Origin of the sequence: Marinomonas sp. CT5, from assembly GCF_018336975.1 — a bacterium.
Taxonomy (GTDB): Bacteria; Pseudomonadota; Gammaproteobacteria; order Pseudomonadales; family Marinomonadaceae; genus Marinomonas.
Window position 1 is genome coordinate 3,063,168 of record NZ_CP025572.1, and the last position, 21,791, is coordinate 3,084,958.

A 21,791-nucleotide genomic window follows, 5' to 3' on the forward strand; every position below is an offset into this window, starting at 1 on the left:
TATAATTGGCTTCAAACCTTTTTATATAGAATAATTTTTCGTCGTTTAAGTCCTACTACATTTTCTTAGAAATCTCTCCATCTAATACGATAAAGTGTGTTTCAGCATCACACATATGTTCTGACATAAGTGTGCGTACCTGTTTTATATCTTGTTTTTCATAGGCATTTATTAGTGCGTAGTGGTAGTCAACATTTGACTTAGTGAACTCGTAGTAATCGATTAAATAAGATTTTTTTAGAACCACAAGATCCCTGAGAGACTCGTTTAGAAAGCGTGCAAAGAAACCTAAAATTGGATTAGGGGAGGCATCAGCAAGAACATTATGGAATTCTAGTTCAGCTATTCTTTGTAACCGCTGTTCATCTTCCGAGGTCGGTTTTAGATTACATTGATCGGTATATTTTCTTAGTAACAAAAGGTCTTCATCAGAGAGATAACCAACTACCGACACTGCCAATTCTACTTCTATGAGTTTTCTCATTTGATAAAGTTGTTTTGGGCTTATGTGACGAAAATAGAGGTAATTTCTTAACGCTCTACTAGCCGGTTCAGTTCCCACTTCGGTCAACCAAGCGCCGCCACCAGGACCTGGTTTTGTTTTTATTAACCCCTCAACCTCTAAGGCTTTCATCGCCTCTCTCACCGTTCCTTTTGATACTTCGTATTGCTCTATTAAGTCCTTTTCACTCGGGAGACGATCGCCAGGGTTTAGTTTTTCGAAAACAATTAGGCGTTTAACCTCATCGACAATTAGATCAGATATTTTTCGTTTTGCTTTGCTCTTAAACTCAGTTGCCATTTCATCTCCAGCATAAGGAAGGATAGAAAGAAAGAAAGATAAATAATTTAAATCATTATAATTAATTGATCTAATTGTAACCAAGCAAATATATTGCCAAATATTGATTTCAGTATTGATACCTAAAGAAAATAGTTACATTCAAAAAAACGAAACTAAAGATAAATAAACACTTAAATTAACATAAGATATTGATTTAAATTGTTTTTTTAAAAAATCGATTATATTTTTTTATAAAAAATAAAAAAATGAGTATGATTTATCTTTTTTAAAACTCAAAAAAATAAATTATGATTGTAGATACACACCAAAAAAAACGCACCAAAATAAATCACAAGGCTTTCTTCCTTGTCACATAAATGCATTTTATTTAATACAAATAGGTTGACGCTCCAGACTCTATTAGATTCCCCCATTAACTTGCTCCTCATAACAAGTATGATGTGATTCCCAGCCTCATTCAGATCAATATTTGATTAATAGTGTTATTCAAATCATAGGGGTTATTTTGTGGATATGGCAGCAAGAAAATTGCGGCCTAACTTTATATGGGATAAAAACGTTGTAGGACCAATATTAAGAGAAGCGCGCCTTAACCAAGGGGTTCTATTGGGTAAAATGGCCAGTCAATCCCATGATAAAAAGCAAAGTATGCTGGATACACTTTTGGCCAATATCGTGAACTCAAGCGCCATTGAAGGTGAAAAACTGAATGCCTTTTCAGTACGCTCCTCACTAGCGAACAAACTCGGTTTAACAGAAGAAAACACGTATCCTACTACTGAGCAAACCGATGGGATCGCTGAGATAATGGTCGATGCCATTGAGAACCTTGATTCAACATTGAGTCTAAAGAGAATTCTAAATTGGCATGAAAAACTATTTCCTAAAGGCTATGCCATGCTCAGCCCTATCATGGGTGGCCAATTACGAGGAGGTGAACCCATGCAGGTGGTTTCTGGACGTATTGATCGACCTACCGTTCACTTTGAAGCCCCTCCACGAGAAGTGCTTAATACAGAATTAGAGCATTTTATCCGATGGTTTAATGACTCAAAAAAAGACGCTTCACTAGATCCATTACTAAGAGCCGCCATCACTCATATTTGGTTTGTCACTATACACCCACTAGATGATGGAAACGGTTGTATAACTCGATTGCTTACAGACCTAGCATTAGCTCAAGCTGAGAGCCAATCGGTTCGATTTTACGCAATGTCAGTGAGCATATTGGCAAAGCGTAAAAGCTACTATGAAATACTTGAACAGACGCAAAAGGGAAGCGTAAACATCACAGCATGGTTAGAGTGGTTTCTGAGTACGCTAAACGAAACCTTTAATGACGTGCTAAGAGAAATAGATCAGACCATTTTGAAATCAAACTACTGGCGAAAAATCGACCAAACAAAGCTAACGTCGGAGCAGGTCAAAGTCTTGAATCGTATGCTCGATGGAGATTTTGAACAAGGTATTAACACGACTCAGTATCATAGAGTTGCCAAAGTCAGTAAGCCGACAGCGACGCGCCATTTAGCGACTTTAGTTGAACAAGGTTGTTTGGTTCGATCTGAATCTGGCGGACGCAGTACTCGGTATTTGCTCGCTCAGTAAAAACTGAGTCTATGACTGTCTGTTCTACGACTTCCTAAACTTAGCAAAAAAGAAATATGATTTTGGAGTTCAAAATGAAAACGCTAGAATCTCAATCACAACTTAACCTCATCAACAGTCTATTTCCGGGCTTAGATATCATGTCTTCAACAGATTATCTATCTATTGTTCGATCCGGTGTTAGTGGAGAAAAGTTGCAAGCTATCGTTAAGTTGACAGGTGAAAAAGAGCTGATTGCTCACGCAATCAGAAAAAACACCTTGAGTATAAGCAAAAGCTATCGTATCAAGCGGCTTTCTCCTGCTATTACTGATAGCCTAATTGATACATTGCGCGTATATATTCAAGTGGTAAATATCTATGGATCAGTAGATTTGGCAAGAGAATGGATACATTCCCCTATTCCTGCATTAGGTGGAGAAAAACCAGCGGACATACTTAATACTCACGCTGGACGCGAGATGGTACGTCATACCTTACGAAAAATAGATCTAGGGGAGTACGTGTAACTGTAGTGGTCAAGTAAATCGGGCCACCTCTTTATAATTCATCATTTACCTGCTGCATATGTTCACACACTGAGCTTTTACTGTAACGACCACCTTCAATATCAGCCTTAGCATCTATTAAGGCAATCTCAAGCTCATACTCTTTGAACTTAGCGTATTTATGCAAATCCATCACGACATATGTATCTCTACCTCGGACAGATATAATAACTTTTTCATCTTTTAACAAACCGGCTTCAACAGCAGACACACCCTTGGTTTTTAAATCATTAGCAGTAACAACACTCATAAGCTCACCTCTTTTCTTCTTATAATAGTACTATTAAAAGTACATCTGATAACTCTTGCGACGAGCAAAGAAATAAATGGTTTCAAATACTTTTGAAGCTATCGTATTGTTCTTATGCTTTAAATTAAGCCACGGAAAAATCGAACGGACGGGCTTAACATCTCGAATCATCGAGTCTATATGTTTCTTACTAAATGAATCTCTTGCGCCGTCATCAGGTTGCCAAAGAACACCATTCCTATTCTTGTGCTCGATGAAATATCCGATCACCGCGACAATCAACTTGGTATAACCGACTCGCGCTGACTTTTCCCAGTTCACTTCTTCAATGTCTGGGTGGCCCATCGCGTTTAAAATCGCAACTTGATAGGGACGGGTTGTCCACTTGCCTTTGATATAGCTTGATTCGGCGGAGAGATAGAAATACTTATCTGCCCATTCAACCGCTGTAAGCGGCTCTTTCATTTTGAGAAAGCTTAAAGCGCGGCTGATTGCCTCACTTAACTTTCCCTTCTGCGACTGAGACAAGACTAGCAATTGTGTCATCTAGCTTGTCTCCTAAAGTTGCCGCGATGTTACTTACTTTCGAAATGTCGCGCTGTATCTGCTCAATAGCGTGACTCGGCATCTCTGGGTTGTGCCGTTTTACAAGTAATGGGATGGTTTCTAATATGGCGACCTGTTCCGAGATAATGCCCACCAAAACCTCGGTGGCAATTTCGACCGGAATAGATCGGGCTTCTAAAATATCGTTCTTTAACTTGAGCGCTCGGACTTCTTCGGAGAGTTTTTCGACTCTCAAATGGTCTTCATCAAGTTGGTCTATTGATGTGTTTTTTGATGGCTTTTTAACGCCAGGTTTAGACAGGTTTAAAAGGGTGTTATCGACACGGTTTTGCACCACATCGTGGATAGAGTAAAAGTTCTCTCGGCCCCGTTTCTCTCTGGGCTCGACGCCCCATTTATCAAAGGCTTGTGAGCTGATGCCGAGGCTGGCAACAACAGTGAATTTATTGACGAGCCCGAGCTCTTTTTTCTTGCTCGACATACCAAATACACCAACTTCACCAACCTAGACAAAAAACTGACTAAACAACAACTTCAGTTTCCAGAATTTTCGTAAATACAGAGAATCCGCGCTCAGCTTACCCGTACACTGCGGAAATGCTCAGAAGGACCCATTTTTTAGACAAGACCGCTAAAAGCCCACACACTGCCTCAGCTGCTCGATGTAGGCGGTTATTTGCCCCATCTCATCTATTGGCACGATAAACGCCACGTCATTGACCGTCGTGTTTATCAGTACCGGTTCCACTGTCTGGCATGACCGCCTTTGATTCATCGGGCTTACGCCGCACCCGACCAAACTGACGCAGATACTTAGCAGGATCAGTACGCGCTTCACGCAATCGCTCTTGCTTCTTCTCATACTCATCACGCCTTTTCATCTGCACTGCCCATTCCATAAGAATGAGCAGGAATTTCAATAAACTAGCCATCTTTATTCTTAGCCTTGCCGTAGTTTGCAGCTAACAAATTAATCAATGATTTCAACCAACTAGGCCATGCCACCGTCATACGTGTCGGTAGCATCGCAACGGCATGAGCCACCGCATACAGCACACCAACCCAAGCGGGTAGCAACTCAACCAACGCAGGCAGCGCATTAACAATCATGGCGATAAAACCGCCATCATCAACCGCCACCACATCAGTCGCATAAGCCGCAAAAGGCATCAACAACCAAACAAGACAAAGCCCAACAATGAAACGAACATATGCACGCATAACTAACCCTCTCTCTCTAGCCCATACAGTTCATACGGGAAGTTTTTAATGAACTCTTCAACGGTGCCAGCACCATGAACAGTGTTGTAATACTTCTTCCAATACCTTGCCAAAGCCTTGATATCATTAGCTTTAGGCAACGCTTCTGGCGCTCTAAAATAGTGAACTCGACACATTGCCGCAGCGTATCGATTGTTCCAAACAAGCGCGTTATGGTCTGGCCAGCCATTGGAATAGTAATTGGCGTCCACGCTATCCGATGTCATCAACAGCAACGAACACTGAATGGGGCGTCTGTATCGAATAAAGTTAAGCCACAGATCTTTGTGCGTTGCTGGCTCCATCTGAAACAGCCCCATTGCTGGGCCTTTACCAAGCTGTTTTATGTATGTTCCGTGGGACTCTTGAGTAAGCGTCCCCATTACCAACTGATCAGAAGCCAATGAATAAGCAATGCCATCCAATTGATTGAGTGCAGGAATCACAACGTATTCGCGGAATTGAGAAAGGTTTAAGCTCATTGCAAGCCTCGCTTGAATCGATTGATAAATAATTTGATCGCTTCATCACCCATCAACCCCGCTACACCCGACATAAACCCCGTCATTGCAGGAGGCATATTCATAGAAGCACACAAGAAGAACGTCAGCATGCCCAAGAAACCGCCAGTAAAAACTGCAATAAGCATATGAATTAATGAGAATTTTTTAGAATTCTGCTGAAAGTCTCGAAGGTATTTCACAGCCCCACCCAGCACACCGACCATGACGAATGCCGCTGTTTGTAGAAGCTCATCCGGTAGGAATTTCATAGTGTGCGTCCAGTCCAGAAACAAGAAAGCCCCGCGAATGCGAGGCCAGAAACGAAAAAACCCGCTCAATACGAAATATTGGCGGGTTATGTAGCTGCGCCTGTCTATCAAGCACAACTCTCAGAGCATGAACAAAATGTACCTCGTAACTTAGCGGTCAGCAATCCCTACGCGCGCGAAAATGCAACTTCCTCTTCTTATCTGAAAAGAGACAATACAACCGCTAAAGGCGCATAAACACTAATAAAATACCAATTATGGAAATAGCATTAGTGACGGCATGGTGACGGCATGGTGACGGCATGGTGACGGCATTTTAAATAGGATTAATCCATTAAAAGCAATCACAGCCTATTAATAAGACTTAACTCTCGGATTTCAGACAAAAAAAACCCTCGCTAGCAAGCAAGGGCTTTCAGATAGAATATAGAAAAGCTTTATTTAAGGCATATGTAGATTCAAAGATTAGTTAGACACTTCAAACTCAAAAGCTTCACCCGCACCTGTAACCATCATGGCACAATGAATAATAACATCCGCCTCTTCTGCCTGATTAACCACTAATATTGTCATAAACTCATTTTTTACAGCAGTTATTGCCATATTTTTAATACGCTCAGGTAAAATTCCACGCAATAGCCCACTGGAAGTTTCAGCTACTGTCACTGATCCTTTAAAAGTTGTTTCTACATTCGTTAGTTTATTCCACTTTTCTATTTTTGCTATTTCTCCCCTTACTTTATCCGCTTTATCACGACCTATTTTCGTTTTAGCGTCAACCGAATAAGTTAACAAAAAGTTATGCTGAGCCATAAAAATCCCTCTATCACTTTCATTAGGATGAATTTCCTAATCACACATTTATTGGGGTTATTATTGAATTTACCAACATTAATTATTAAGTAATTCAATCAGTACCCTGTAATAAAGCGCTGCACCAACCTCCCCCGCATCCTCAGCCCTACTCAACAAAACCAGCAAAACATTCAAATCAGCCATCACGCCCCCAAATCTCAATAGAGATATTTGAGCACATTAGCCAATTCTTGTTTCCACGTTTGACAGTAAAAAAACACCACCAAACGCTATTGACAAAACAAACGGCCCAAAAAAGAATAAAAAAACATTACAAAACACCTCCATTTGTAATATTTTTTTATTACAATGAACTTATCGAAACAACAACAGGAGGTGAGGTGAAACAAAGCGAGTTTCGAAGGCAGTTGGAGAAAATGGGGGTTGAAGTCACACAAGGCACTAACCACCTAAAACTCCAATACAAAGGTAAACGGTCTGTCATGCCAAGACATCCATCCAAGGAATTGAAGGAAGGACTTAGAAAGGGAATACTAAAACAACTTGGCATTAAATGATCAAAGCAGCCCGAAAGGGCTGCAACATTTAACGAGGCAAAAATGAAATACCCAATTATATTAAAAGAGGAAGAAGGTGGCGGATATTACGCATCGTCCCCAGACATTCCAGAACTGCATACATGTGGTGACACAAAAGAAGAAGCATTAAGTGAGGCCTTAGACGGACTCATTACATCGTTTGAATTCTACTTTGATGAAAATGAAGCCATCCCGCTTCCTTCTGAAATTGTAGATGAAAGCGTAGAGTTACCAGCGATTATCTGGACAAAAGTACTCTTACTAAATGCGGTTGTGGAAAAGAAAATTAAGCCGTCCGAATTGGCTCGATTAATTGATGTTAAACGTCAGAACATTCGGGACATATTCAACCTTCGGCATGAAACAAAATTAAGCACCTTAGAGCGCGCCGCCTTCGCGCTGGGTAAAAAAATAGAAATCGCCTTCTATTAATCGCTCACCTCACCAACCAAAAGCCCTCCCCGCGAGGGCTTTTTTTCATACCTACAAAACCACTTCACCCGCCAATCTCTCCACAGCCTCGACCATCAGCGGCCAAGCGTACTCGCTTTCATAGCGGCCTTCTAAATTGCCACGCGAGTGATTAAGCAGCATTTTACGGACAGTACTATCCACCCCGCTTTGCATCCAATAATCGTTCGCCAACTTACGCATACTATGAGACGAAAAATGGCGCAGAAAAAGCCCTCTACATTCTTAATTAGGTATTTTTATTAGGCTGCAATATAGGCGATTGCACCAGTTAACAAAGCAATTCATAGAGAAGTTAATACTAGTTTTTTAAAAAAAGTCTTAACGGGCCAAAACTCAACTCTTACTCAGAATAAATAATGTATTTTTTGCAAAACCTAATCAGTCAGGTTCCAATTTTTGTCTTAAATAAAAAAAGACAAAAAAAGGGTTTACTTGTCCCCTTTTTGTCCCTAATATCGGTCTTGCATTATATGCAAAACTTTACTTTTTTAATTTATTAGGAGACACACATGAAAATGTATCTTACCGATTTGTCCATAGATGTCGTCGCATTAGTTTCTAATTTCTCACTCCCCCCCCCTGCAACGTAGCTCAAGAAACTTCGACATTCTAATAGTGAGAAAAATGAGCTACAAACCGCAAGGAATGTAGACCATGAAAGAAAAAACCTATGAACCTAGTACGCGTAAAGTCACCTCCAAATCGATAGAAATGAAGGTGGAAATACGAGAAATATACGAAGTAGAACTAGATTTTGCACTGGGTGCTGACAAGATAAAGAAGTACTCAGAAAAGCCAAAAAGGCGAAAGAGAAAATGGCTGAAAAGGTCATGTATACTGGAAGCTTTATTAGGTGGCGCAATATCAACAGTTATAGCTATCGTATTGCAGTACTTTTATTAATTAGGAATCATAAAGAAGGAATGTCGGTCGTAAAAAGCCGACGACTTCCTTGAAGAGAAAAATTATGTCTACCTCAAAAAAAACAACTGCGGATCGAAGAGTACGTATTACACCCGAATTAGAGAGCAGTATCTTAAAATTATCAAACACAGATAAATTTAGCGAAGCACTACCTACGCTTGAGCAAGCAGTGAACATGTATAAAATGTTAAAGGATGCTCAAGAGTCAGGATCAAAATTCTACGAAGTTGATGCTAACGGAGAAAGATATATTGTTCGATTTATCTAAAAACATTAGCATCAATAATGTTTCTGTTTAATTCTTTAATCATCAAATAGTCAACAGGACAAACAAAAAAAACGCTCCACTTGGGAAGCGCTTTATCACTTAATGTAACTGGGGTGCTCTTCATCCCACTATTGCTTAAGCTTCGTCAGCCCTTTCCCTATCACCACCGTGGTGACAGATTGTTAAAGTGGTCACCGGACAACCGTTTTGTTTGATCACAAATGATTGCATGGGTTAATCCTCCAATTTGGCTAGTTCGTTGGCATATTGTGCTCTATGGTCGTATTCGGCCTGCACAAAGGCCAAATCCACAAACACATCGCACTGCTTGACGGATGGGTATAGGTGTCGCTCTAAATGGCTAAAAAAGCCCACCCAATATCCCTTGGTAACGGTTTTGTCCTGAAAGTCTATGTCACCCGCAATATGCCCCAACACACCCGAGCCCACATTGTCTGGATCGTCCTTTAGCCGTTGCAAGAAGTGTGCAGCCATTTCACGACCAAAACGGTTGGCTTTTCGATAGCTGGAGGTAGGCATTACTGCCCAGTTACTGTTAGAAAGATTAGCGCCTGCATGGTCTATGGGTAAACCAAAGCGCGTTGGATAAGGAGCCGTAATGGCTTGATTATAGTCAGACATAGAATTACTCAACCAAAAACCTCACCCGCCAATCTCTCCACAGCCTCGACCATCAGCGGCCAAGCGTATTCGCTTTCATAGCGGCCTTCTAAATTGCCGCGCGAGTGATTGAGCAACATTTTCCTGACCGTACTATCAACACCGCTTTGCATCCAATAGTCGTTAGCCAGCTTACGCATATCATGGGACGTAAAATACACATCCATGCCGCTACGCAACGCCTTATACCAATCTCGCCCCGTCTTGGACGTGATCGGCCTTTTACCGCACCGACTAAAAACGAAATCCCCTTGTCGCCTTGCTTTTGCTTGCCGCAACATATCAACCACTTTAGGCGCTAAGGGTGTACGCAGCTCCACGCCTGTCTTTGTGTCCTCAGCGGGGATAACCCACTCACCACGATCTAAATATAAATTCGCCCACTTCGCCAAACACGTCTCTTCAATCCGTGTGCCTTGGCACAGCTGCAGCGTAAAAAACAAACGTCGATTAAATTGCGCATTGCTAATCTCCTTAACAACCGCCGCCAAATCATCCACCTTCAGACGTCCAGATTTTGGCCGCTCTTTTGATGTCGAGAAACTTTTCCAACCCACCCCCGCCAACGGATCAGCCGCGATCACCTCCAGCTTAGCCGCCAACGAACAGGCGCGCTTCAAGACCCCCCCAAGTCGTACGCATAGACGAAAGCGCCAGCACATTCATCTTCTCTTTGTAGAATCGCGTATAAACAACATGGCGAGTCAACCCACGAACAGGCACCCCCTCAAAACACCCCATCAAATGGGTATGAATTAAATGATAGGCGTTTTCTACATAACGAGGGCTAAACGTCTTATCACTCTCAATATGGCCCACAAACCACAATAAAAGCGCCCCGCAATCTGTCACCGTGTCAAACTTCTTCCCCGATCGCTCCCCCGCCATCACCTGGGCGCGAATCTCTGACAAACGCTTAAACAAATCGGATGCTTTCAGCGCTGGCCACTTACCCAAAGGCGTGCGAATCTTACGCTTACCCTTATACACCACATCGTAAAACGTGCCACTGGTGCGGGATGGATTGGCACGAAACTCCACTCGACGCGAGTCATAACACCACTCTTTGTCACTCGTTGCCAAAAACTGCTTAATAGACGTATCAGTAATGCGTTTAGTCATCCGCGCGCATCTCCATCTCAGCAACCAAACGCTCAATAAATGCCGCCTTGCCGCGCGACAAATGAACCGAATAATTAACAGGAGACAGACGCTTTAAAGGAGGCTGCATCCGTAACTCTGCAGCATAACGACGAATAGAAGCCGCGATAGACGTATTCAGCGGAGACATTCCCCGCTCATCTTTACGACCTTCCGCAAGAACCGAAGCAAACAAACACAAGCGCTGCATAGGGGACAGAGAATCAAACAAATAGCCAAAGCCACTTTCTTTCGTCGTCAGCTGCTCAATAGCCTTAATCATCTTAGCGTTAGATTCACCGCCGCCGCCAAACTCTGGCACAATGCCACTCTGCAGCATGTCGCAAACCTTGCCAGTATTACTAACACCCGCCCAACCCGCATCGGCTGAGGTACTAATCAGCGTATCAATGTGTTTATTAACGATCATCCAAGACAACCAACCCAAAGAGCCGACCTTATCTGAATCTTTCCAGCGCATAGCATTTCCCCCACGTCATCACGACGTTGATTGTTTGTTTTTAGAAATAATCTGGCGGGACTCGAACCACGCACGCCCCCGATTATTAGTCGGCTGCTCTACCAATTAAGCTACAGATTACTTTTAAAAACAGGCTGGCTAACCAGCCTAGAAAAAGACTCATTTACCAAGACTGATGACTACCGCTTGCAGAATCACCCTGTCTTGCATAATTTGGCCGCTCAGCTAATGAGCTGGTATATTCTCTTTTCTTCGCTTCAGGTATAAAGGCAGCGGCCTTCTCTTCTAACTCAGCCATCAACCGCGCATTTTCAGATTGCAGCAGCCCAATAGCACGAACAACAGAGCACGCAAAACCACCTTGCCAACTAGGCATTTCTTTTGCCAACTCTTTAGCGTGGGTAAGCGCCCCCTCAACTACGATCTCAATATTTTCTGACATAACACCCTCTCTATTTACCAACAGTGATTAAAATTAAACCTTCGGAGCCGACCCTTTCACCCACCAAGTCACCGCCTTGCACTTGCCGATCGCACAAATACGAACGGGCCTTTTTCCACCTCTTGCGCGGTTTCTGCTTCACTCATGCGACGCCCAACCATGTAGCGATCTTCCCCATGCTTGCTGGCCAGCTCACGAGACGTTAAACCGTTAGTCTCCTGAACCATAGCGACAACCCGCTCTATCTGCTTCTGACGCACGCCGCTTTTAGTAACAGCCTCCGCCGCTAAATGGCTGGTTTCTGGATCACCGGCTTTGGCCGCTGGTGTTTGAATATTCATCATAAAAAGCCTCCTCGTCTCACGACGATGATTGATTAACACAACTTTAAAATTGACCGCCTATACTGCCCAAGGCTTTGATGTGATACCGCAATAGAATCACTTGAAACAAACGCTCTTATCACATCCAGTTTGGCAGGCTGATAAACAATATTGCCCACCAAATCATCGATAGATATCTCAAAAAAATCACTTAACCCCACCAAAAGACTTAACGATGGATTATTGGCACTTCCCTTTTCGAGCTCATAAACATGCGTCTTTGACACACCAACCGCATCAGCAACAACCTGTAAAGACACTTTTTTAGCTTCTCGCAACTCAGTTAAACGATCGGATAAAGACATGCTCAACCACCATTTCTTATTTGCAAGTTGATAAAATACATACTGAACTGACCCGCACCAAAACACGCCGCTGACGCAAAGGCTCGTATAATTAAATCATCATTGAATAGACCAACAACCAGCGCGATCATGAACACATAAATCATAAAAATAGCTTTAATCATCACACCCTCCCCATAGCCAATGACGAACCAATCTTGCCAAGATCACTAAACACCCGCGCTTTATTTTCCTCTTTAAGGCGCTGATTCTCTGAATTTGCCGCATTCAGCTCACGATACAACTCGCGGATCTTCTCTTTTGTACCCTCCGCATCACCTACGCGGTTCAGCAAGTGCCCCATCATTTTGCGCTCTGCCGTGTAATTGACTTCATGTTCCCAACCTTCATACGAAGAAGCGCCATAGCAATAATGAGACTGACCAACCAAATGACCAGCTTTAATTTTTATATGGCCGCGAGAATTCACCCAAAGCAAACCCCACTTCTCTGGCAGCTCATCAGGGTTAATCATGCCTTCAGGACAAATGAAGTAGCGGAACGTCCCCATTCCCAAAACCTCGCCATTACGATGTGGCTTCTTCTTATCTGCCAAGAAATCGGAACGGCTGACCTTGCTTTCAACCACTACTGAAAAATCATAATCGTAATTAAAGCCCCATGCGTCTGCGATCTCACCGTAAAACAATGGACCAACCTCAGTAAAAGCGATCTTGCAATGCGCGCCATTGGCAGAAGGTGAACGCAACAGCCACTTTTGCGCCAACTCGTTTAAATTGTTATGCGTCATATCAAAAGCCATCCTCACGCCCTCCCTTCTAAAATATCTTTCAATCGGCCAATATTTTTAGGGCCGGCAGCACGACGATTTAACAGCTCTCGCTCACTCAATCGCTCGATTTTCGTTTCTGTGAACTCAGGCACCACAAACCGCTCACCGCGTGCAAACGCTTTGCAAACCTCGTTGTAATGCTTGCCAAACGCACGTTTACCCGCGCCAGTATCACGGCGGCGTAATGCCTGAAACCCAACACGTCGAGCCGCTTCCATCACCACCGAATGGCTAGGTTTCCAGCTCGCCACGTCATGGGCGTTATTCGCGGCTTCGAAATAGGCGTTTGCCACTTTTGGAAATTCGTTAAACAAATCGTTATTAGAATCAAACATGGCAGCCTCCTACCTTTCTTGTGGTTCAAACAATTCAAGCTGATTGACGTCTCTTTTTTCTGGTCTGGATGGCATGTAATCCACACCAATAAAATCCAGCGCCTCAGCCATACCTAATTTGTTGATGCAATAATTCCAAAGCTTCGGGTGAGTAATGGCCATACGCTGAAAGCGGTTTTCACCTTTCTCAAGATGCGCACCGTAAGCGCAGAACATACAACCCGTGCGCTTTTCGCCTTCAACAAATACGCCATTAACCGTTCTGTCGTCGTAGACGCTGCAATACTCAACATTGTTTTCTCGAATGTACTGCCACACATCATCTTCACTCCACGGCAACATCGGACGCGATTGAGGCGCCTTACCATCGAACGAATTACAGGTTTTTATCATTCCTCTACCGCCACCTTCTGATTGCATAACACCAACATAAGGAAAGCGCCCCATCTCTTTTTTATATCGACGAAATGGCTCTTTTTTGAGTGAGTCACAGCAGCTGGCCGTCACTTTAAAAGGCGCCTCAATTAACTTTTTCCAGCGCTCAGGAAGCTTGCTCCCTTTACTAAAAACACCATCTTTTCGTATGCCTGTTAAATACAGCTTTCTAGTCGCTTCATTGCTCGGCTTAGGGTTATAAAAACGAGATACCATTTCCGCAACTTTCTTACTGATCAGCGGAAAACCATCCTCCAAAACCACTTTGTTAAATGTCTTCTTGGGCCGTATTATTACAATTGGATATCCTTGTTTCTGTTTACGCTTAACAAACTGGACAATCTCAGGGTATTCAAGACCCGTATTAGAAAAAACAGCTGGCACCTCTGGATAAATCGACCAAACCAACTCTGCCAAAACAGTGCTGTCTTTTCCGCCCGAAAATGAGATATAGACCTGTCCATCAAAGTGCTCGTACCATTCGATTATTCTTTGCTCAGCCAAGAAAACCTTAATATCTAAATCTGATACGTTTTTATCTGATGCAATAACTGACTGCCCCATACTCACCTCACATCCAATCCGTATCGTGAATGTCGCTCAACGCATCGTTAACACCTTGGCGGTTATCGTGAACGATCGCTGGCGGTTGTGAGCCGCCAAAGCCTTGTGTTCGTCGAATCGTCGGCAATTCCTCGTCGTTCCAGCGTTCGTTGTTGATCCACGTTGCCGGGTGCGGTTGATATTGCTTCTGGTCGGCGGGTGCCGAGGCGTACAGATCCCCCCAAAGCCCAGCTTGATCAATGATGTTTTGTAAAAACTCACGCGCCGTAAATCGAGCCTGTTTAAGGTGATCGAGCATATCCCTCTTGCTCAAGTACCTTTTCTTCAAATCGCAAGACTTTGGGAAATTAATTTTCAAAAATGCCTTTTCAGCCGTCTTTCGCCCCGTCTTTTTTTGATATGCAAACCAAAAGTACTCAAACGCCTCGGTTAGCATTTTGTTTTTTTCAGTCACATCAAATGAAACAGAATCATCGATCACGGCTAACTCGTTCGATTCGCCAGAATCGGACAAGAGATCTAAGTTCTTAGTCTCTGTAGAAGTCTTTGTAGTAATCTCTGTATACGTCCCCCGTTCCAACGTAGGTGCCCCTACATCTTCACGTGGGGTATCCTCCGAATTTTCGGAGGAGGTGTTACAGTTGGGCGAAACACCATCATCAACAATCGGAAACGTAATACGGTCAATTTCGACAGCGACTGGCTCGATGAAAAGAATGTTTGATAGGTGATTGCCGCCAACAGTCTTGGAGCGCAGCTCAAGAGTGATTAAACCCGCATCACGTAAGCGCTTGAGGGAATCTTGAACTTCACGCTTAGTCATACCAAAATCATCAGCAAACGATTGATAAGAGCGCTGTAATTTATCGTCTGAAAACTTCTTTCGATGCCCAATAACTTGCCCCGTGTGTTCATCACGAATTTCAGTCGGGCGATACCAATAGAGGATCTCAGACAGCAACGTAATGGCCTTATGATCAGGACGACCAGAAGGCAAAGAAATCTGCTTGTACCAGATTTTAGGTGTCACATTACCAGTGAAACCAAGGCGACCAATGGCCGCCACAGTTTGGGTGATACTCATGAAGACACCCCCAAATCCATAAGGCGCACTACAGCATCAGCATCAACACCCATTCTCTTAGAAAACGCCAATAGCTGTTCAGGATGATCCATATCACTATCAAACAAGTAATCGCGCAACTGTGTAAAACCGACCTCATCACCATCGCGGGTAACGGCGTCGAAAATTTCCCCACAACCCAAACACTGTTTGTAATCGTCTGGTTCGCCATCCCAAACACCGGATGAATATTGATAACGGTCACCAATATTGATAACCGCATGACACTCGCAGCACTTGTGAGCTTTTCTAGCTTTACGGATAACAGAACGAAATGCAGAAGGGGCGCTCACAAACCACCTCCCAAACCTGCAGGCTTAAGAAGCTCATTCCAGCCGATCACCGCCGCCACAAAGCAGACAACAATCACAAACAAGAAAATCTGATCAGCTTTATTCTTTAGAGTGAAGCCGATAACAACGAGAATAAGCGCAGACACCAAAGCCGCGATAGAAGGTGTGCTCATGCCTCACCCCCAATTCTCAGCTGCTTTTCTTGCTGATCAGTGGTGGCGACATTAAGTGATGCATTCTTCCCGTGAGCGCCGCCAAGAGTTAAACAATCAAAATCAAGGCCACGATTACCAGAAGACTTCGTGTCCTTAATTTTTGAAGGCTCTACACCTTCTAGTTTCTTGGCTTTGTGCTTAACAACCTCTTCAGGCTTATCGCGCTCACCAAAGACATTAACCAATTTTCGGCAAGCTGAAACAATCCAGCCCTTGCAATACAAGTCTGCTTGCTGCGCATTACCGCCATATGTTTTTTGAAACTCTTTACGGGCTTTTTCTAATTGAGGATAAATCACATCAAAGGAATAAGCGGCCAATTCTGCATCACGCTCCAAGCCGATAAATTCAACATAAGAGTCCCAAACGATACGACCACCATATATGCGCGGTCGTGTCCCATGCAAAGCATAAACGCCCGAAATTTCCATAATGGCCGAAACCAAAATATGTTCGTATTCCTTGATAGTTTTACGCTTAATTGGTCGCGAATACGTTGAAATGATATCCAGCTCATCAACATCGATACGGTACTTTTTCATCAGCGACATAGCTTGACGTTTTGCGGTTTCCGCTTCGTGTGGATTATCGGATTGAGACAAAGCTAAAAGCTTGCGGATTTTTGCTTGATAACGGCTATCCATACTCATGCCCACACCCCCGCTTTCCCTTTCAATTCAGGATTAAGCAGCGCGAACACATGCGCCTTGCTGCGACGACCCTTAAACATGCGAGCGATGTACCCCTCGCGTTCAAGCTCTTTAACGCCCTGCTGAACTTTATCAACAGAAATCTTGGATAAACTCGAAATTTCGTTAGGATCTAACAAGATGCGTGGCGATTCGCCAAATTTAGGTAGGTGGTATTGAATAGCGCACTGTACGCGTTTGGCGTAAACAGACAATTGATCAGATTTTTGACGTAACTGTGCCATGGTAAGTCTCCTTTCGTGAAATAGGGACCACCAAATCGAAGTGCGAATTTCAATAGGGTGGCCAGTCAAGCGGAGTTTCGCACTATCGGCACACGAAAGGAAAACCGACCTACCCGAAGGTAGCTCCGCCCAACTGACCATAACAGGCAGGCACAGGCGTGCAGACATAAAAAAACCGCTTAAATGGGCGGTTAGTCTGCCCTTTCGTGAATGTTCCAGAGTGCGAGTCCGGGTTACTGATTTTGCAGTAACGGTTAAATTATTAATCATTGCTCTGTACCTGTCAAATCAGATAAACAGAACATCGTGGACATCTTGTCCTAAAAACCTCTTGTTTCGATATTCAGTGTAAAGTTTTAGTGTTGGCGCGCTTTTCAACGTCCGCCACCAGTTTAGAAAACTCCGCATCATCAAACGCCAAAAAAGCCCGCTCTGCTACAAACGCAACAGGCGGGAAATAAGGGCAATCAATCACAGCGGAATAAAGGGGCAACGCACCACGATCAGCACGACGCACCACAAAACCCAAATCCATCAATTTAAAAATCGATTTTCGGACATTGCGCTTGGGTGACTCAGACAACGCGCTTATGGTCGGGATAGATAACGCCCTATTGGATTTGAATAAAATCCCCATAATCGTATGGTCTAATGTGTTAAGCTGACTAGACATAACCCCTCCTAGATGCCTCGCGGTGGCGCTTCACAGCGGGAGCAAGGCAAAAATATTGACGGTTGATAATTATTAATCATTTCCAAACCGTCACATCTTGAATAGATTATTAACAGAGATATGTTTTTAGTCAATATTGATTTTATTTTATATTCGATTTGATTACTTGGCGTTTCCTATAATCGACTTATATCAATGTTTTCAGGAAAGATTTACTAATCATGGCAAGAAAAAAGCTCGATGAAAGTGCGCCAGCGCCAACCATTGCCGCCGCACCGGAAGAAAAAAGCAGCACAGCAAAGGCTTGCGCTTTAGCGATGCAGCGCGTCATTGGCGCGTCTCGTTACGATATGAGCGACATAGCCTCTTACCTTGGCCTTTCCACTCAAACACTAAGCAACCGAATGCGTGGCATTACGTCATTTTCTCTCGAAGAAGCTTTGATGATCTGCAAGCTAGTCGACATCTCTCTAGAAGATGCCATGAAAATAGCAGGCATGACGCAAGAAGAATTCGAAAACGCATGGATATATCAATGGCGCAGACAAAACTTTGCAAAACACGTCGCGCATTTAGAAGCCGATAAGAAAATGCCGCGTTACAAAATAGCCGAAATGTGCGATTACAGCGAAAGCTGGATAAGTCGAGTGCTAAGCGGAGACGCTAAACTCACCCCTCGCGCCGCTCGCATAATTGAAAAAAGAATGGATCTGCCAGAAGAATGGCTAGACAGAAAACCACTCTCAGCGCCCAAAGGCACACAAATTAATTTCGACACCATTGTGAAGACCAGTCACCAGATTATTGCCGCAATAAAACAAGCGGGGTTTGACGTAGATTCGGATTTAATCGCTCCTTTCATCACAGCCGTGACACAGCTATATAACGCAAAAATGGCCATACGCGAAGGCTACGACCCCGAGACCGATGCCGCACAATTTCAAGCGATTATTGAGCAGCTGATCATGCAGTTAAAAATGAAAGATGGTGCGTGGAAACATTAATATTCTTATTGCTGACGCCTTGCCCACACGTCAGTAATTAAATGGATGGGCATGGAGCAATAACAATGAACAAAACCCTTTTGGTCTCAGCACTACTACTAACCACTGTTTCAGCGCACGCTGTTGACGCACCGCAATGGAATCAAGCGTCTATCGGATGGGTCGGGGCGTCTTTTGATAACAACATTGACCTAGGCGGTCTGGCCATCGCTGGCAACTATTTGGTAAACGATAACGTATTTCTGACGGGGCGGTCTGAATCGACTAAAGATGACATTATCAGCGGCAGCACAACCGTAAATTTAAAACTAACACGATTGTCACTCGGAGCCGGTTACCGTTACGAACTAAACACAACAACCGACTTATTCGGCAAAGCAACATTTGAAAGTTACAAGGCGTCAGCGTCAGCACCTTACCGCGGCTTTACGATTAGCGCCGAAGAAACAACAAATGGCTTGGCATTTGAAGGTGGTGTACGTTCAATGGTTCACCCAAATATTGAACTGGCCGCCTCGCTCTCGCTTATACGCATGAATGTAGATGCCGGTGAAGACGGTAACGAAACCAGCCTAAATGCATCAGCGGCCTATCATTTTAACGATAGATTCTCTGCAGGCTTAGGGGTTTCAAAAATGGAAGACGCAAGATTCACAGAGCTAAAAGCCATTATGTCTTTCTGATTACATTAAACACGCGGCGACAGCGGGAAACGCGATCGCTGCGCAAATCACATAGGCTTAACCTGCTCAAAATAAAAGAAGGGCCGTGGTAGTCTAAAAAAAGGAACTCACATGAAGAAAGTCAGCATCACGTTACTATTAAGCTCTATCGTAGCCACTCACGCATTCTCTCAAGCGGAATGGGATACACAAGACTACAAGTTAAAAAAACTAACAGGAAAACTCACACTTAGTGAAATGCGCAGAGGCGATAAAGGAATGCTACTTTCTCTTGGGCAAGACCTCTGTACCGATTCTGCAGGTAAGATTCATGTTAACCCAGAAGTCAAAGTGACAAATGTGGACCCTGCACGGGAATACGCCACAAAAATCGATAATAAGAGCTTCAATCTAGATATAGACAACAAACAAGTGAAACCAGAATACTTGGTAAGATGGCTCTCACTAAGCAATGCCGATCAACCATGCACCGAATTAATGCTGTCTAATTTCACCTACACAGTTAATTTGGTTGGCGGTGAAGTGGACATAAATAAGCTGATAATCTCCAAGTAAGTTTAAGAATTAGCTAAAGAAAAGGGAGTTTGTTTAGCATGGCTACGAGAAGCAACCAAGGGTGCGCAACAGCAGGCTTAAAACACTGCAGTCTAAATGACGGTTGATTTGATCTTGATTAATGAAAGCAGTAACATACACGCTCAAATTTTGACTATTGCGTGCAACAGGGATATAACTAATGAACCCACCTAAGGGTAAACCGCCAACTAGAGCGACTAGCACGCAAAAAAACAAACTTCAACGACGTGCTAATGCTGTTAATTAATAAAGTTTACAATTTGATTAATAGTGGTCAGATTGTCGGGGTTATTATCTTGGCTTTCCTATATATTTCTTATCATATAGTGGATAGGTTGCCGCAAAATGATCTCGCCGATTTCATTAGACAACTACTTAGCTTGAACTATTTTTATGCGATTCCACCAACGATCGTAATGTTAATTACCATCTATTGGGCGAATCGACAAAAAAAACTATATGAAGAAAAAATCGCCCACCTTTTAGAGGTTAGAAAACGATTAATGCATTCCAATGACGGAGATGGCAAGCAAGCTCTTAGGAAACATCGCACAAGCGGAATCAATAGAACGGAGATTGAAAATGACTGTTAACCCAGAAATCTTTTTAAATTCCATCATACTACTAGTTAGCATATGGGCATTAATGTTTCTAAATTATTCAATCATAAAGCCTACAAGAATCAACGAAAAAAGATTTAAGCTATACAAAATTAGGGACGATCTTGCGGTTATGGCGATCGAAGGCAGAATAAAAGAAAATTCTGATGAGTACATGATTTTAATAAACCTAATAAACAACTCAATAGCTTCGACTAAAGACTTTGAAATAACTAAATTCATCAATAGATTCAATAGATTACTAAAAGATAAAGCACTAAGAAGAAACATCGAACAGATTATTAAAAAAATTGAAAGAGATGAACTTCCTGATGAATACAGAAAGCTGGTAAAGCAATATTTTATCGTATCAAAACAGATATTTGCTCACAAATCATGGTTGCTCGTTAACCTGTTAACACCCTTCATACTTTTCTTCAAAGTATTAGGGACAATAATTATCATCTTTAAAAGTCTCAGCGCTCAACTTACTATTAAGCAAGAGCAGATCAAAGACGCTGAATCGTATTATAAGTCTACCATTCAACGCATAAGTATCGCTTAATATAAAGTAGCGTTATTGCTTATAAAAAGGAGGTCTAGCCTCTTTTTTTTATTTGCCACGCAACTCATCAATCAGCGCCTGATAATAAGCTACAACAAAAATTTTCTCATCTTCTTTTGCGCGCATCAATAGGCATTCTAATCGCCTGATGCGCTCCTCTAAATCCATATATTCCATAAGGGTTTCCTCCATCCCTTATTTTTTTATTCTCTTTACGTTTTTCTTACAAGAGAATAACGAAAGGTCTACACGATAAGCCCAAAAGTCTATCCGATTTACACAAAAACCGGACAGAGTGTCTGTCCGGTTACTTTTCATCACCGCAATTACACAGTCTAATGCAGGCCTTTTTCGTAGAATTGTCCCGTCCTGAAATAGGTTTACACCTAGGAGACCTATTATGGGGACATCAAGTAATACCAAGCGCAAGCGTACTCAACGTGACTACACAATGGGCTTTAAATTACAGATAGTGATGGCCGTCGAAAAAGGCGACATGACTTATAAGCAAGCTCAAAAAATCTATGGAATCCAAGGGCGATCAACGGTGCTGACTTGGCTTCGAAAACACGGCAAAATGGATTGGTCTACCAAAGTGAGGCTACCCATGTCTAAATCCCCGAAAGCCAAAGAGACACCTGCTCAAACAATCAAAAGA

General features: G+C 42.9%; 40 protein-coding genes and 1 tRNA gene. 12 read left to right on the forward strand and 29 right to left on the reverse strand.

Features of this window, described 5'->3' with window-relative positions:
- Window positions 1-55: 55 nt before the first annotated feature.
- A complete protein-coding gene (locus tag C0J08_RS14465) occupies window positions 56-802 on the reverse strand; it encodes a FadR/GntR family transcriptional regulator (RefSeq protein ID WP_012070892.1) in 747 nt (248 codons plus the stop codon).
- A 516-nt stretch (window positions 803-1,318) separates the two neighbouring features.
- On the opposite strand from C0J08_RS14465, the gene C0J08_RS14470 reads away from it, so the two are divergent.
- The gene (locus tag C0J08_RS14470; protein ID WP_249344316.1) at window positions 1,319-2,413 is read left to right on the forward strand and encodes a Fic family protein; all 1,095 of its coding nucleotides are present in this window, start codon (window positions 1,319-1,321) and stop codon (window positions 2,411-2,413) included.
- Window positions 2,414-2,487: 74 nt separating this feature from the next.
- Entirely contained in the window at window positions 2,488-2,922 is a 435-nt protein-coding gene (locus C0J08_RS14475) for an antitoxin Xre/MbcA/ParS toxin-binding domain-containing protein (RefSeq protein ID WP_212652640.1), read from the forward strand.
- Between the two features lie 31 nt (window positions 2,923-2,953).
- Here the strand turns inward: C0J08_RS14475 and C0J08_RS14480 are convergent, their stop codons facing one another.
- From C0J08_RS14480 to C0J08_RS14510, 7 genes are all read right to left on the reverse strand, one after another.
- Window positions 2,954-3,211 carry a type II toxin-antitoxin system Phd/YefM family antitoxin gene (locus C0J08_RS14480; protein ID WP_212652641.1) on the reverse strand — a complete coding sequence of 86 codons (258 nt, stop codon included), beginning with the start codon at window positions 3,209-3,211 and terminating at the stop codon, window positions 2,954-2,956.
- 33 nt (window positions 3,212-3,244) lie between these two features.
- A complete protein-coding gene (locus C0J08_RS14485; protein WP_212652642.1) occupies window positions 3,245-3,757 on the reverse strand; it encodes a phage terminase large subunit family protein in 513 nt (170 codons plus the stop codon).
- The gene (locus tag C0J08_RS14490) at window positions 3,708-4,259 is read right to left on the reverse strand and encodes a terminase small subunit (RefSeq protein ID WP_212652643.1); all 552 of its coding nucleotides are present in this window, start codon (window positions 4,257-4,259) and stop codon (window positions 3,708-3,710) included. The genes C0J08_RS14485 and C0J08_RS14490 overlap by 50 nt, the downstream gene beginning before the upstream one ends.
- Before the next feature lie 232 nt (window positions 4,260-4,491).
- On the reverse strand, window positions 4,492-4,659 hold the full coding sequence (locus C0J08_RS14495) for a hypothetical protein (RefSeq protein WP_212652644.1): 168 nt from the start codon (window positions 4,657-4,659) through the stop codon (window positions 4,492-4,494).
- Between the two features lie 43 nt (window positions 4,660-4,702).
- The gene (locus C0J08_RS14500; RefSeq protein ID WP_212652645.1) at window positions 4,703-4,999 is read right to left on the reverse strand and encodes a hypothetical protein; all 297 of its coding nucleotides are present in this window, start codon (window positions 4,997-4,999) and stop codon (window positions 4,703-4,705) included.
- A 2-nt stretch (window positions 5,000-5,001) separates the two neighbouring features.
- Window positions 5,002-5,520 (reverse strand): hypothetical protein, encoded by a 519-nt coding sequence (locus C0J08_RS14505; RefSeq protein ID WP_212652646.1) that lies wholly within the window; start codon window positions 5,518-5,520, stop codon window positions 5,002-5,004.
- Window positions 5,517-5,810: a phage holin family protein gene (locus tag C0J08_RS14510; RefSeq protein WP_212652647.1), complete on the reverse strand. Its 294-nt coding sequence runs from the start codon at window positions 5,808-5,810 to the stop codon at window positions 5,517-5,519. The genes C0J08_RS14505 and C0J08_RS14510 overlap by 4 nt, the downstream gene beginning before the upstream one ends.
- Window positions 5,811-5,813: 3 nt before the next feature.
- Between C0J08_RS14510 and C0J08_RS14515 the strand changes: the two genes are divergently transcribed.
- Window positions 5,814-6,047, forward strand: a complete 234-nt coding sequence (locus tag C0J08_RS14515; protein WP_212652648.1) for a hypothetical protein — start codon at window positions 5,814-5,816, stop codon at window positions 6,045-6,047.
- Window positions 6,048-6,275: 228 nt separating this feature from the next.
- On the opposite strand, the gene C0J08_RS14520 is transcribed toward C0J08_RS14515, so the two are convergent.
- Complete coding sequence (locus C0J08_RS14520; protein WP_212652649.1) at window positions 6,276-6,623, reverse strand: hypothetical protein; 348 nt, start codon at window positions 6,621-6,623, stop codon at window positions 6,276-6,278.
- A 245-nt stretch (window positions 6,624-6,868) separates the two neighbouring features.
- Between C0J08_RS14520 and C0J08_RS22755 the strand changes: the two genes are divergently transcribed.
- Both C0J08_RS22755 and C0J08_RS14530 read left to right on the forward strand, forming a co-directional pair.
- Window positions 6,869-7,183 carry a type II toxin-antitoxin system HicA family toxin gene (locus C0J08_RS22755; protein ID WP_283247079.1) on the forward strand — a complete coding sequence of 105 codons (315 nt, stop codon included), beginning with the start codon at window positions 6,869-6,871 and terminating at the stop codon, window positions 7,181-7,183.
- A 42-nt stretch (window positions 7,184-7,225) separates the two neighbouring features.
- Entirely contained in the window at window positions 7,226-7,636 is a 411-nt protein-coding gene (locus C0J08_RS14530; protein WP_212652650.1) for a type II toxin-antitoxin system HicB family antitoxin, read from the forward strand.
- 51 nt (window positions 7,637-7,687) lie between these two features.
- On the opposite strand, the gene C0J08_RS14535 is transcribed toward C0J08_RS14530, so the two are convergent.
- On the reverse strand, window positions 7,688-7,858 hold the full coding sequence (locus C0J08_RS14535; RefSeq protein WP_212652651.1) for a hypothetical protein: 171 nt from the start codon (window positions 7,856-7,858) through the stop codon (window positions 7,688-7,690).
- A gap of 474 nt (window positions 7,859-8,332) precedes the next feature.
- Between C0J08_RS14535 and C0J08_RS14540 the strand changes: the two genes are divergently transcribed.
- Window positions 8,333-8,581 carry a hypothetical protein gene (locus C0J08_RS14540; RefSeq protein ID WP_212652652.1) on the forward strand — a complete coding sequence of 83 codons (249 nt, stop codon included), beginning with the start codon at window positions 8,333-8,335 and terminating at the stop codon, window positions 8,579-8,581.
- A gap of 64 nt (window positions 8,582-8,645) precedes the next feature.
- Window positions 8,646-8,870, forward strand: coding sequence for a hypothetical protein (locus C0J08_RS14545; RefSeq protein WP_212652653.1), 225 nt, complete (start codon window positions 8,646-8,648; stop codon window positions 8,868-8,870).
- 234 nt (window positions 8,871-9,104) lie between these two features.
- Here the strand turns inward: C0J08_RS14545 and C0J08_RS14550 are convergent, their stop codons facing one another.
- From C0J08_RS14550 to C0J08_RS14635, 18 genes are all read right to left on the reverse strand, one after another.
- Window positions 9,105-9,512, reverse strand: a complete 408-nt coding sequence (locus tag C0J08_RS14550; protein ID WP_212652654.1) for a hypothetical protein — start codon at window positions 9,510-9,512, stop codon at window positions 9,105-9,107.
- A gap of 8 nt (window positions 9,513-9,520) precedes the next feature.
- Window positions 9,521-10,213: a tyrosine-type recombinase/integrase gene (locus C0J08_RS14555; RefSeq protein ID WP_212652655.1), complete on the reverse strand. Its 693-nt coding sequence runs from the start codon at window positions 10,211-10,213 to the stop codon at window positions 9,521-9,523.
- On the reverse strand, window positions 10,143-10,673 hold the full coding sequence (locus C0J08_RS14560) for a hypothetical protein (protein ID WP_212652656.1): 531 nt from the start codon (window positions 10,671-10,673) through the stop codon (window positions 10,143-10,145). The genes C0J08_RS14555 and C0J08_RS14560 overlap by 71 nt, the downstream gene beginning before the upstream one ends.
- Window positions 10,666-11,172 (reverse strand): hypothetical protein, encoded by a 507-nt coding sequence (locus tag C0J08_RS14565; protein ID WP_212652657.1) that lies wholly within the window; start codon window positions 11,170-11,172, stop codon window positions 10,666-10,668. The genes C0J08_RS14560 and C0J08_RS14565 overlap by 8 nt, the downstream gene beginning before the upstream one ends.
- Before the next feature lie 46 nt (window positions 11,173-11,218).
- A tRNA-Ile gene (locus C0J08_RS14570) sits at window positions 11,219-11,292 on the reverse strand.
- 43 nt (window positions 11,293-11,335) lie between these two features.
- Complete coding sequence (locus tag C0J08_RS14575; protein ID WP_212652658.1) at window positions 11,336-11,614, reverse strand: hypothetical protein; 279 nt, start codon at window positions 11,612-11,614, stop codon at window positions 11,336-11,338.
- 68 nt (window positions 11,615-11,682) lie between these two features.
- Window positions 11,683-11,958 carry a hypothetical protein gene (locus tag C0J08_RS14580; RefSeq protein ID WP_212652659.1) on the reverse strand — a complete coding sequence of 92 codons (276 nt, stop codon included), beginning with the start codon at window positions 11,956-11,958 and terminating at the stop codon, window positions 11,683-11,685.
- A 32-nt stretch (window positions 11,959-11,990) separates the two neighbouring features.
- The gene (locus C0J08_RS14585; RefSeq protein WP_212652660.1) at window positions 11,991-12,302 is read right to left on the reverse strand and encodes a helix-turn-helix domain-containing protein; all 312 of its coding nucleotides are present in this window, start codon (window positions 12,300-12,302) and stop codon (window positions 11,991-11,993) included.
- 2 nt (window positions 12,303-12,304) lie between these two features.
- The gene (locus C0J08_RS14590) at window positions 12,305-12,466 is read right to left on the reverse strand and encodes a hypothetical protein (RefSeq protein WP_212652661.1); all 162 of its coding nucleotides are present in this window, start codon (window positions 12,464-12,466) and stop codon (window positions 12,305-12,307) included.
- Window positions 12,466-13,092: an adenylosuccinate synthase gene (locus C0J08_RS14595; protein WP_212652662.1), complete on the reverse strand. Its 627-nt coding sequence runs from the start codon at window positions 13,090-13,092 to the stop codon at window positions 12,466-12,468. Before C0J08_RS14595 ends, C0J08_RS14590 begins: the two co-directional genes overlap by 1 nt.
- A gap of 14 nt (window positions 13,093-13,106) precedes the next feature.
- The gene (locus tag C0J08_RS14600; RefSeq protein ID WP_212652663.1) at window positions 13,107-13,469 is read right to left on the reverse strand and encodes a hypothetical protein; all 363 of its coding nucleotides are present in this window, start codon (window positions 13,467-13,469) and stop codon (window positions 13,107-13,109) included.
- Between the two features lie 9 nt (window positions 13,470-13,478).
- The gene (locus C0J08_RS14605) at window positions 13,479-14,468 is read right to left on the reverse strand and encodes a phosphoadenosine phosphosulfate reductase family protein (RefSeq protein WP_212652664.1); all 990 of its coding nucleotides are present in this window, start codon (window positions 14,466-14,468) and stop codon (window positions 13,479-13,481) included.
- 7 nt (window positions 14,469-14,475) lie between these two features.
- Complete coding sequence (locus tag C0J08_RS14610) at window positions 14,476-15,552, reverse strand: hypothetical protein (protein ID WP_212652665.1); 1,077 nt, start codon at window positions 15,550-15,552, stop codon at window positions 14,476-14,478.
- Window positions 15,549-15,884: a hypothetical protein gene (locus C0J08_RS14615; protein ID WP_212652666.1), complete on the reverse strand. Its 336-nt coding sequence runs from the start codon at window positions 15,882-15,884 to the stop codon at window positions 15,549-15,551. The genes C0J08_RS14610 and C0J08_RS14615 overlap by 4 nt, the downstream gene beginning before the upstream one ends.
- Window positions 15,881-16,057: a hypothetical protein gene (locus C0J08_RS14620; protein WP_212652667.1), complete on the reverse strand. Its 177-nt coding sequence runs from the start codon at window positions 16,055-16,057 to the stop codon at window positions 15,881-15,883. The genes C0J08_RS14615 and C0J08_RS14620 overlap by 4 nt, the downstream gene beginning before the upstream one ends.
- Window positions 16,054-16,749 (reverse strand): DUF2786 domain-containing protein, encoded by a 696-nt coding sequence (locus C0J08_RS14625; RefSeq protein ID WP_212652668.1) that lies wholly within the window; start codon window positions 16,747-16,749, stop codon window positions 16,054-16,056. The genes C0J08_RS14620 and C0J08_RS14625 overlap by 4 nt, the downstream gene beginning before the upstream one ends.
- Window positions 16,746-17,033: a hypothetical protein gene (locus C0J08_RS14630; RefSeq protein WP_212652669.1), complete on the reverse strand. Its 288-nt coding sequence runs from the start codon at window positions 17,031-17,033 to the stop codon at window positions 16,746-16,748. The genes C0J08_RS14625 and C0J08_RS14630 overlap by 4 nt, the downstream gene beginning before the upstream one ends.
- A 343-nt stretch (window positions 17,034-17,376) precedes the next feature.
- Window positions 17,377-17,706, reverse strand: coding sequence for a hypothetical protein (locus C0J08_RS14635; protein ID WP_212652670.1), 330 nt, complete (start codon window positions 17,704-17,706; stop codon window positions 17,377-17,379).
- Between the two features lie 221 nt (window positions 17,707-17,927).
- Here C0J08_RS14635 and C0J08_RS14640 point away from each other — a divergent pair, with 221 nt between their 5' ends.
- The 4 genes from C0J08_RS14640 (at window position 17,928) to C0J08_RS14655 (ending at window position 21,133) form a co-directional block, all read left to right on the forward strand.
- Window positions 17,928-18,710 carry a helix-turn-helix domain-containing protein gene (locus C0J08_RS14640; protein ID WP_212652671.1) on the forward strand — a complete coding sequence of 261 codons (783 nt, stop codon included), beginning with the start codon at window positions 17,928-17,930 and terminating at the stop codon, window positions 18,708-18,710.
- Window positions 18,711-18,775: 65 nt separating this feature from the next.
- A complete protein-coding gene (locus tag C0J08_RS14645; protein WP_212652672.1) occupies window positions 18,776-19,393 on the forward strand; it encodes a porin family protein in 618 nt (205 codons plus the stop codon).
- 111 nt (window positions 19,394-19,504) lie between these two features.
- A complete protein-coding gene (locus C0J08_RS14650) occupies window positions 19,505-19,948 on the forward strand; it encodes a hypothetical protein (RefSeq protein WP_212652673.1) in 444 nt (147 codons plus the stop codon).
- A gap of 603 nt (window positions 19,949-20,551) precedes the next feature.
- The gene (locus C0J08_RS14655) at window positions 20,552-21,133 is read left to right on the forward strand and encodes a hypothetical protein (protein WP_212652674.1); all 582 of its coding nucleotides are present in this window, start codon (window positions 20,552-20,554) and stop codon (window positions 21,131-21,133) included.
- Window positions 21,134-21,181: 48 nt separating this feature from the next.
- On the opposite strand, the gene C0J08_RS22760 is transcribed toward C0J08_RS14655, so the two are convergent.
- Window positions 21,182-21,310, reverse strand: coding sequence for a hypothetical protein (locus C0J08_RS22760; RefSeq protein ID WP_283247081.1), 129 nt, complete (start codon window positions 21,308-21,310; stop codon window positions 21,182-21,184).
- A gap of 223 nt (window positions 21,311-21,533) precedes the next feature.
- Here C0J08_RS22760 and C0J08_RS14660 point away from each other — a divergent pair.
- Window positions 21,534-21,791 (forward strand): helix-turn-helix domain-containing protein (locus C0J08_RS14660; RefSeq protein ID WP_212652675.1); only part of this gene is annotated, 258 nt, incomplete at its 3' end.